We start from the raw sequence: 9,171 nt of genomic DNA, 5'->3' as shown, positions 1-9,171 counted from the left end.
TGACTTTGTCAACAGGCTGAAAGGCCTTAAAGAGGCCTTTTGTGTAATTTAAGGGTTCATCGGTTGAAAGCTAAGCTTTTTTATTTGTACTTTATTTGAGCCATTAATTATTATATAATTTAAAATAGTTAGTTCGACTTGAGGAGGAGATTTTGTGTTTTTCTTCGGTATTTTTGGGATCCAGCAAAGCGAGCGCTCCGTAAAGGAATTTGACAACATCATCTGCCCCGATTGCGGGAGACTATCCAGAGCGGAGCTTCGGGAATCATATACATATTTTCACTTTTTCTTTATCCCGCTGTTTAAATGGAACAGGCAGTATTATCTGCAGCTAAGATGCTGTGGAAGTATATACATTGTAGATCCCGATTACGTGGACGAACTTAAGCGCAGCACAAATGTGGACTTTGATCGGCTGCGCAAAATGCAGATGCCCAGCAATATTTGTCCTAACTGCGGTGCATTCGTGCACCCCAACTTTGCATATTGCCCATATTGCGGCCAAAAGCGCTAGTTGCGCTAATTGAGATTTGCATTTACCAAATCTTTCATGGTGTAATAACCAGGTTTTTGCTGTGCTATATATCTTATTACATTTACCGCTCCGGCAGCCAAAACCTGCCTTGAAGTTATTTTATGGGTCAATTCTATCGACTCATTTTCACCTATTAATAAAACCGTGTGTTCACCTACTATGTTGCCACCCCTGATGGAGTGGATGCCGATTTCTCTTTTCTCCCGCTTTTTCCTAACGTCTGCCCTGCAGTATATATAATCGGCTTCCTGCCTAATCTCTTTGATGCCGTCTGCAATCATTAAAGCAGTGCCGCTGGGAGCATCTATTTTTTGATTGTGATGTTTTTCTACAATCTCTATATCAAAATCCCCAAGCACCTTAGCGGCCTGCCTTGCCAGGTTCATGAGCAAAAAGACTCCCAAGCACATATTGTGTGACACAAACACCGGCACCTTTTGTGAAGTCTTTAAAAGCATCTCCTTATGTTCTTCTCCAAGGCCTGTGGTGCCTACAGCCAAGGCTACCCCTTTCATGGCAGCATATTCGGCAAGTTGCCTTATGGCTGAAGGGTGTGAAAAATCTACAATTACGTCGGGAATGTGGGGAATTTTATGCAGGTCATTGTATACGACAATGTCTCCCGCTTCACTGCAAGTGTCATACCCCGCTATTACCTCCATATCCTGCTCCTTACGTATCAACTCTGTTACGGCCTTACCCATCTTGCCCCTGGCTCCGCTTACTACTATTTTTATCATGTAAAAACCTCCAATCTTGCAATAATGTTTGCTTTGATGAATTTAATATGTATATTACCATTTTGATGAGCGCTCATCAAGTAGCAGGATTTGCAATAAAAAAGAAAAGCTCCGTTTTGGAGCGTTTGTTTTTATTCCACATTTATATAGTTATAATATCTTCTTTTAGCGTTTGCCACATGCTGCCTTGCCAAATTTTCTGCTTTTGCCGGATTTCTTTCCAAAATTGCAGATAACGTCAAAACTATCTCATCGTATGCTTCCAGGTTTTGTTCGGGATTGGCAAGGGATATCTTCCTCAACCTTGCAAGGTGTTCATTTAAAGAAGTCAGCTTGTCCTTTAATATATTGTTTTTAGCAAAAATAATACTCTCTGTCCACTTCTTTTGAAGAGACACGTGGGTGCTGTAATCCTTATTTGCGACTGCCATACTCATTTCATCAACGATATTATTTAGTATTTCCAAATCTTTATCTTCCGCTCTTTCGCAAATAAGTCTAACCGCTAAGTACCTCTCTCACTTCATAAAGTTCCTGAGCTAAACTAGCAGAAACATGACTTACAATTGACCCCCTCTGCGGATAATATGTTACAAAACCTTCCTGCTCCAGTTGACGAAGAGCCCCCCTGATCGGAATCCTGCTTATTTTAAGTGACTCTGCTAATGATTCTTCCACTAGTTTTTCGCCAGACATCAGTTCGTTGTTCAGTATCGCAGCTTTTATTTTGTTGTAGGCGTATATACTTACTGGAACTCTTTTCATATCTTTCATGTTTTCACGAACCTTTTTCATGCTTTACTACGCATCATCCACTTCCCTTAATACGTCAATAACCGAACCGTCTCTATATTGAACTACCCCTATTATCTTATCTTTAAATTTAATTCTTTCAGGTGTTCCAGTAATCTTTTCCGCAATTTCTTTCAATTCTTCAATATCGTAAAGCTTTAATTTGGCCTCTTTGAAACGATCTATTAGATCCTGTCTTCTCGGGTTCACTGCAATGCCATAGTCAGTGACAATTACATCAACTGTCTCACCCGGAGTGACAACGGTGGTAACCTTATCCACAATAATCGGTATCCTGGCTCTGATGAGGGGTGCTAATACCACTGACATTTTTGCTCCTGCTGCTGTATCTTGATGACCTCCTGCCGCCTGGCTTATTATACCATCTGAACCGGAAATTACGTTGACATTGAAGTCCGTATCTATCTCCATAGCACCTAACATGACTATATCCAAATAATTGGCAATACAACCTGCATTGAATGGGCTTGCATAAGTTGCAGCATCTATCTCAAAGTGTTTCGGGTTTTGCCCTATGGACCTTACTGCATCTAAGTCGAAACACTGTGTATCAAAAATACCTTTAAACAGGCCTTCTTCAAGCAATTGAACTATCTGTGAAGTAATGCCACCTAAAGCAAAACTGCCTTTAATGTTTTGATTAATCATCTTTTCTCTCAAGAATTGTGTAACTGCCAAAGATGCACCTGCCGCTCCGGTCTGATAGGAAAACCCATTCTTAAAATAACCTGAAGCTTCGATAGCTTTTACAGCATTTTCAGCAATCAAAATATCTCTAGGATTTTTAGTAAACCTTATAGCCCCGGAAACTATGCCTTTCGGGTCACCGATAGAACCAACTTTGACGACGTAATCTACCTGACTTTGATTGATACTTGCAGGTAAACAGGGGTAGTCCACCAAGTTATCGGTAATTAAAACAACTTTGTCAGCATATTTTGCATCTACCAGAGCGTATCCTAGCGACCCAAATGCGGATTTTCCATAAAACCCGTTTGCATTGCCGTATTCGTCACAACAGGGGACTCCCAAAAATGCAACGTCTATTTTTAATTCACCGCTTTCAATGGCTCTTGCTCTGCCACCGTGGGACCTTATTACTACAGGATTTGGCAATATACCTTGTGAAATTGCTGTTCCAAGGGGCTCACGAATACCGCTTGTTTCAATGCTCGTTATTACGCCATTCTTTATATGCTCTATTAAAGGTGCGTGGCAAGGGTTCAATGAACTGGGCGCCAGTTTTAAATCTTTTATACCTAAAGATGCTATTGCATCCATGACCATATTAATTATGTAGTCGCCATTTCTCAAGTGATGATGAAACGATATTGTCATTCCATCTTTAAGGCCGCAAGCTTTTATAGCTTCTTTTATCGAACTTATAAGTTTACTTTTGTGCGGCAACTGTCTCTTAAGCTTAGAGCCTACTTTATTTCCTTCAGGCATGATGCTAAAAGCATTTTCATAAGGCACAAGTTTTCCAATATGTTCAAGATATTCAGGTATTTCTCGGCCAACTCCATTTTTAATCATCCTAATTGTCCCCCTCATATAAGCCTGATGCTTTGGCTAACTCTAAAGTTCTGTATGCTCTCTCAACAATGGGAGCGTCAATCATTTTACCATCCAGTGCTATAACACCTGACGATTTCTCTTCAGCCTCTTTGATTGCGTCCAATACACGAAGGGCATGATTTATTTCCTTCTCCGTTGGAGCATATACCTTATGTACCAGCGGAATCTGACGGGGATGTATGACTGATTTGCCGTCAAATCCCAATTGTTTTATGAGTTCAACTTCTTTAATAAAACCTTCATCGTCGTTTATATCCGAAAACACTGTATCTAAGGCATATATATTGGCAGCTCTGGCTGCCATCAGTACCTGGCTCCTTGCCATCAGCAGCTCAAGCCCATCTTTAGACCTTGTAGTCTTCATGCTCGTTACAAAATCTTCCGCCCCTAGAGCGATACCTATCAACCTCTTGCTTGATTTTGCTATTTCAAATGCATTTATGACACCCAAAGGACTTTCAATGGCTGCCATAAGCTTTATTGTTCCAACTTCCATGCCTGCCTTCTCTTCTATTTCCGCTATTATCGACTCAACCTCAAGGACATCCTTAGCTCTTTCAGTCTTAGGTATTCTAATTACATCGGGCTTGGCCCTAACTATAGCTTCCAAATCTTTTCTGCCAAAAGGTGTATCAAGCCCGTTTATTCTAACTACAGTCTCAGTGTTACCAAAATCAAGATTCTTTAGTGCGTAATATACCAGAAACCTGGCTGAGTCCTTTTCTCTTATAGATACAGAATCTTCCAAGTCAAACATTATGGAATCGGCACCATACAAGTGCGCACCCATTATATTTGCAGGATTGTTGCCTGGAACATACATCATAGTCCTTCTCAGCCTAGCCATCTTTCATTCCTCCCACACATACTCTTCAGACTCGGCGGCTCTATAAAGAGCCGTCAGTGTCCTTGCCTTGATGACACAATCTATGGCACCTTTATCTACGGCTTTCACATAAGCACTTTTTACTCCTTTGCTCTGTAAAGTATCTATAATAAGTGCTTTAATGTGCCGACCAAATTGCTTCAGCACTGCGCTCTGCAGTTCAACTTCAATATCTTTTTTGTCCGAAGGTTCAATAACAATACTAATATCATTAGATTCGACAGTGCCTGCCCTGCCAATTTTTTTTATTTCCAAGTGTCATACCTCCCTCAGAGACTTTTTATTTTATCAATAATTGGCTTTGCTTCTTCAGATATTAAAAACTCATAGGTAGATTTAGGAACCATCTCTTTAATTGAATCTAAATTATCATCTTTTATAGCCTGTCTGATCCTTGAAGCACTGATCGCCAAGCCACGGTACTCTAGCCTATTTATTTCAAATACCTCAATGCCGTATTGCGGGAGCAGGTTTTTCATCACTGCATTGTATTCCCTCGTGAGAGGGTCAATAGGTTCATGCCCCACATACCTTCTATTTATTCCTAAGGCAGGAGCAATGAACTCTCCAAAAATTTTCAAGTCCAGTTGTGCATGTATTTTTACAATTGAGTTTTTTTCCTTAATAAAATAGGAAGGGAATGTAGAATTAGATATTATATAATCTTTGCCCTTATGAATAATTACATTGGGCAAATGCTTTATTCCGGCTTTAACCAACCTGTATCTAACATCATTTGGAAAGACAGACCTGTCCTCCCATACAACAAAGACATGAACCACATCACTATTATTAGAGACATACTCAATCAAATATTGATGCCCCAGAGTAAATGGGTTACAATTCATAACAATACTTGAAATTATCCTGCCATCTTGTCTTTTTTTCTTCAATTTCTTTAAGAAGTTCGTGAGGCCTTTTGGATCATTTTCAAGTAGTGAAATTACGCCATCTAATCGCGTTATTTCGGTAAAACCCATATCTTCAAATATTCTTTTGTTCATCGGTTTAGTAAATATGAACAAATGAGTGCGACCCCTATCATATTGATAATTCATTAAATCTGAAACCAGTTTATTTGCCATGCCTTCCCCCTGATAGTCGGGGTCAATGGCTATGCATTTCAATACATTGCCTGATACTGAACCGGTCCCAATTATTCGCTCATCATCATAGAGAGCCAAGGTGTATTCTACGTCCTTCTCTAGAATCAACTCAAATTTGTGTAAAAATTCATCTATTTTCTTCCTTTCTTTTTCTCTTTTTAGATTTACGGTTCTCAGAGTTATATTCCCCATGCGTTTCTCTTCCTTCTCTTACAACAAATACAAATAATCGTTAGCAATGTGCTTGGAACACCAAAAGTATAGGCTATTTTATGTTCTTTACCTGGCGTGAAGCTAACCTGCATCATAGCTTAAAGCATCGGCTATTATTTTTTCCTTATCTAATTCCGTAAGAAGTTATATTTATCTCGAAAAAGGACAACCAAAGTTAAAGTTCGGCAAAAACTCCTAAGCCAGTTATTTTTACTCCAAGTTAATTGTTATCACTCTGTTCATTGGTACGTCCTGTATATAATAAGAATTTATACACGCAAAACTATATATAATCTACTCACATAAGATTGTATATCAAAATTTTCTGTTAATCTAATAGGAGTTATATATATTAAATATAAAGAATAACTATAGCCTAATAACGTATAGTTTTTAGGAATATGACATCCAGAGTTTATGGCTAAAAAACAAACTTCCCGTGGAGATAGTTTGAAGTATATGAATAATATTCTGAGATGGAGTTAGAGGGCTTTCAGACAGCTTGACTTTGTTATATAATGACATTAAGTGGGCTCCTTTATGAGTTATAGCCGAGTGACCATATTTCCTAAGGATACCCACCTTTTTCAATATGTTTTTTGATAAGACTTTTGTGTGGTTTATAAAAATCTCATGTTTATTTTCGATATTGACAAAGCCTATGTTATTTATAAAAAAATAATATTAGACTAATTTCCGCTTAAACCATACAATATTATATAAATACAAAATTTACAAAAAATGATGGGAGGACTGTGTATTGGTCAAGCTTGTTAATAGCAATGTATTAATTCTAAATGGCAGAGAATTAATAACGGACAAAAATGATTTCCAAGCAACTGTAAGCTCGAGATTAGGCAAAGATTTCAGTTCGTCCAAAGCTAGGCAGGGAACGATTACCTATAAAATTTTATCCTCACACAATAAGTCGGAAAGTACAGACTTTCTCAAGCTGAAATTTGACTCAATTACATCTCACGATATCACTTACGTGGGTATCATACAGACGGCAAGGGCAAGCGGCATGGATAAATTTCCAATACCTTATGTTCTGACAAATTGCCACAACAGCCTGTGTGCCGTTGGCGGAACCATTAATGAAGATGACCATAAGTTCGCCCTTTCTGCTGCCCAAAAATATGGTGGCATTTATGTACCGCCAAATCTTGCCGTAATTCACTCTTATAACAGAGAAATGATGGCAAAATGTGGCGGAATGATTCTGGGTTCTGACAGCCATACGAGATACGGCGCTTTAGGCACCATGGGTGTAGGTGAAGGCGGCGGTGAATTAGTTAAGCAACTTTTAGGACAAACCTATGATATGAAATACCCCCAGGTAATAGCAATTTATCTAAAAGGCAGGCCAAACCCTGGCGTCGGACCCCACGATGTAGCTCTGACCATTATCAAAGCTGTGTATAACAATAACTTTGTAAAAAATAAAGTTATGGAATTCATAGGTGAAGGTGTATCAAGCCTTCCGGTTGAATTCAGAAATGGAATTGATGTAATGACTACGGAAGCCGGTTGCTGGAGCTCTATATGGGAAACCGATGACCTGGTGAGGGATTACTATGAAACGCACGGCCGTTTAGGCGATTATAAAAAAATAAAACCCGAAGATATGGCACTTTATGATGGCCTGGTAGAAGTTGACCTCTCTAAAATTAAGCCTTCTATAGCCCTTCCCTTCCATCCCAGCAATGTCTATACAATAGAAGAATTAAAGGAAAGTGCAAAGGACATATTTGCCGACATAGAAAAAAACAGCCGTGAGGTATTTAGTTCCAACGATGTTCATATTGATTTGATGAGCAAAATTAGAGACGGCCAAATTCATTTTGATCAGGGCATAATCGTAGGTTGCGCGGGTGGAACCTTTGACAACATTATGGCCGCTGCCGATATCTTAAGAGGAAAATCCATAGGAAACGGGAACTTCTCCCTAAGCATTTACCCAGGAAGCCAGCCAACTTACCTGGAGCTGGTTAGAAACGGGGCGGTTGCTGATTTAATGGCTGCAGGAGCTTTAATAAAACCTGCTTTCTGCGGTCCATGCTTCGGTGCCGGAGATACTCCCGCCAATAATGAATTTTCCATTAGGCACTCCACAAGAAACTTCCCCAATAGAGAAGGCTCAAAACCAACTGAAGGTCAGGTATCAATGGTAGCCCTCATGGACGCAAGATCCATTGCTGCTACAGCAGCAAATAAGGGCATTCTGACAGCTGCCGATGAAATAGATATCAGCATCTCTAACAAGAAGTACTTTTTTGATAGAAGCATATATGAAAAGAGGGTGTACAACGGTTGGGGCAAGGAAGATACTACCGTTGAATTGGTCTACGGACCAAATATCAAGGATTGGCCCAGCATGCCGTCTCTGACAGAGCATGTACTGCTCAAGGTTATAACTTACATAAATGACCCGGTCACCACTACAGATGAAATCATACCATCGGGAGAAACATCCTCCTACAGATCTAACCCCCAGAAACTGGCAGAGTTTACTTTTAGCAGAAAAGATCCCTCATATGTAAGAAAAGCTAAAGAAGTTCTAAATTATGAATTACTTAGGGAAAAGGGAACCAATCCTGAAGAAATTGAAGAATTGAAAGCAATATATGATTCAATAAGGAAAATAGAAGGATTTGAGGGCATAAATGTTCAGGAAATAGGGATAGGCAGCACTATATACGCAAATAAACCCGGTGACGGCTCCGCAAGGGAGTACGCTGCATCCTGCCAGCGCATTTTGGGTGCTTGGGCAAACATAGCAAAGGAGTATGCCACGAAAAGGTACAGGTCAAACCTCATAAACTGGGGAATCATACCATTCCTGATAGAAGATAAATCTCTGATTGGACAAGATGATTTCATATTCATACCTAACATTAAATCCTCAATTTTAAATAAGAATGAGCAAATTAAGGCATATGTATTAGGCGAGAAAATACGAGAAATTACGCTGTCTATTGGATCATTGACGGATAAAGATGTAGAGATTTTAGTCAGCGGTTCATTGATTAATTACAACAAAAACAACCTTTAATATTTATAATTAAATAAGTCAAGAAAAAAGCTTTAATTAATGGCACCAATCATTACAATGGTTGGTGTCATTTTTGTGTTATTTAAAAGCTGCCAGTTTTTCTTTATGGACATAAAAATGCTCCTCCCTATAGTAAATTTTGCTATCTACTCAGGAGGAGTATTTTTACTTACCTAATTGGAAATCTTCAGTGGGTTCTTCAGCAGAAGTTTCTATTAATAAAATCATTGGTTAATTGTAAAATT

General features: G+C 39.1%; 9 protein-coding genes. 2 read left to right on the top strand and 7 right to left on the bottom strand.

From position 1 onward, the window contains the following. Window positions 1-154: 154 nt before the first annotated feature. Entirely contained in the window at window positions 155-514 is a 360-nt protein-coding gene (locus JT739_RS07625) for a zinc ribbon domain-containing protein (protein ID WP_237660510.1), read from the top strand. A 5-nt stretch (window positions 515-519) separates the two neighbouring features. Here the strand turns inward: JT739_RS07625 and dapB are convergent, their stop codons facing one another. The 7 genes from dapB to citC all read right to left on the bottom strand — a co-directional run bounded on the left by dapB (window position 520) and on the right by citC (window position 5,850). Then, window positions 520-1,275, bottom strand: a complete 756-nt coding sequence (gene dapB, locus JT739_RS07620) for a 4-hydroxy-tetrahydrodipicolinate reductase (RefSeq protein ID WP_237660509.1) — start codon at window positions 1,273-1,275, stop codon at window positions 520-522. A gap of 131 nt (window positions 1,276-1,406) precedes the next feature. Continuing rightward, entirely contained in the window at window positions 1,407-1,742 is a 336-nt protein-coding gene (locus tag JT739_RS07615; RefSeq protein ID WP_237660508.1) for an FCD domain-containing protein, read from the bottom strand. Window positions 1,743-1,773: 31 nt separating this feature from the next. Then, complete coding sequence (locus JT739_RS07610; RefSeq protein ID WP_237660507.1) at window positions 1,774-2,070, bottom strand: GntR family transcriptional regulator; 297 nt, start codon at window positions 2,068-2,070, stop codon at window positions 1,774-1,776. A gap of 6 nt (window positions 2,071-2,076) precedes the next feature. Further along, complete coding sequence (citF, locus tag JT739_RS07605) at window positions 2,077-3,630, bottom strand: citrate lyase subunit alpha (RefSeq protein WP_370642606.1); 1,554 nt, start codon at window positions 3,628-3,630, stop codon at window positions 2,077-2,079. Further along, a complete protein-coding gene (gene citE, locus JT739_RS07600) occupies window positions 3,626-4,513 on the bottom strand; it encodes a citrate (pro-3S)-lyase subunit beta (protein WP_237660505.1) in 888 nt (295 codons plus the stop codon). The genes citF and citE overlap by 5 nt, the downstream gene beginning before the upstream one ends. Before the next feature lie 3 nt (window positions 4,514-4,516). Further along, on the bottom strand, window positions 4,517-4,807 hold the full coding sequence (citD, locus tag JT739_RS07595) for a citrate lyase acyl carrier protein (protein ID WP_237660504.1): 291 nt from the start codon (window positions 4,805-4,807) through the stop codon (window positions 4,517-4,519). Between the two features lie 14 nt (window positions 4,808-4,821). Beyond that, window positions 4,822-5,850, bottom strand: a complete 1,029-nt coding sequence (gene citC, locus JT739_RS07590) for a [citrate (pro-3S)-lyase] ligase (RefSeq protein ID WP_237660503.1) — start codon at window positions 5,848-5,850, stop codon at window positions 4,822-4,824. Window positions 5,851-6,631: 781 nt separating this feature from the next. On the opposite strand from citC, the gene JT739_RS07585 reads away from it, so the two are divergent. Next, entirely contained in the window at window positions 6,632-8,926 is a 2,295-nt protein-coding gene (locus JT739_RS07585) for a hydratase (protein ID WP_237660502.1), read from the top strand. The last annotated feature ends 245 nt before the right edge of the window (window positions 8,927-9,171 follow it).

It is taken from the genome of Tepidanaerobacter sp. GT38, from assembly GCF_021991635.1.
Lineage (GTDB): Bacteria > Bacillota > Thermosediminibacteria > Thermosediminibacterales > Tepidanaerobacteraceae > DTU063.
The sequence above is the reverse complement of the archived record's forward strand: the minus strand, read 5'-3'. Positions and strand labels throughout refer to the sequence as shown.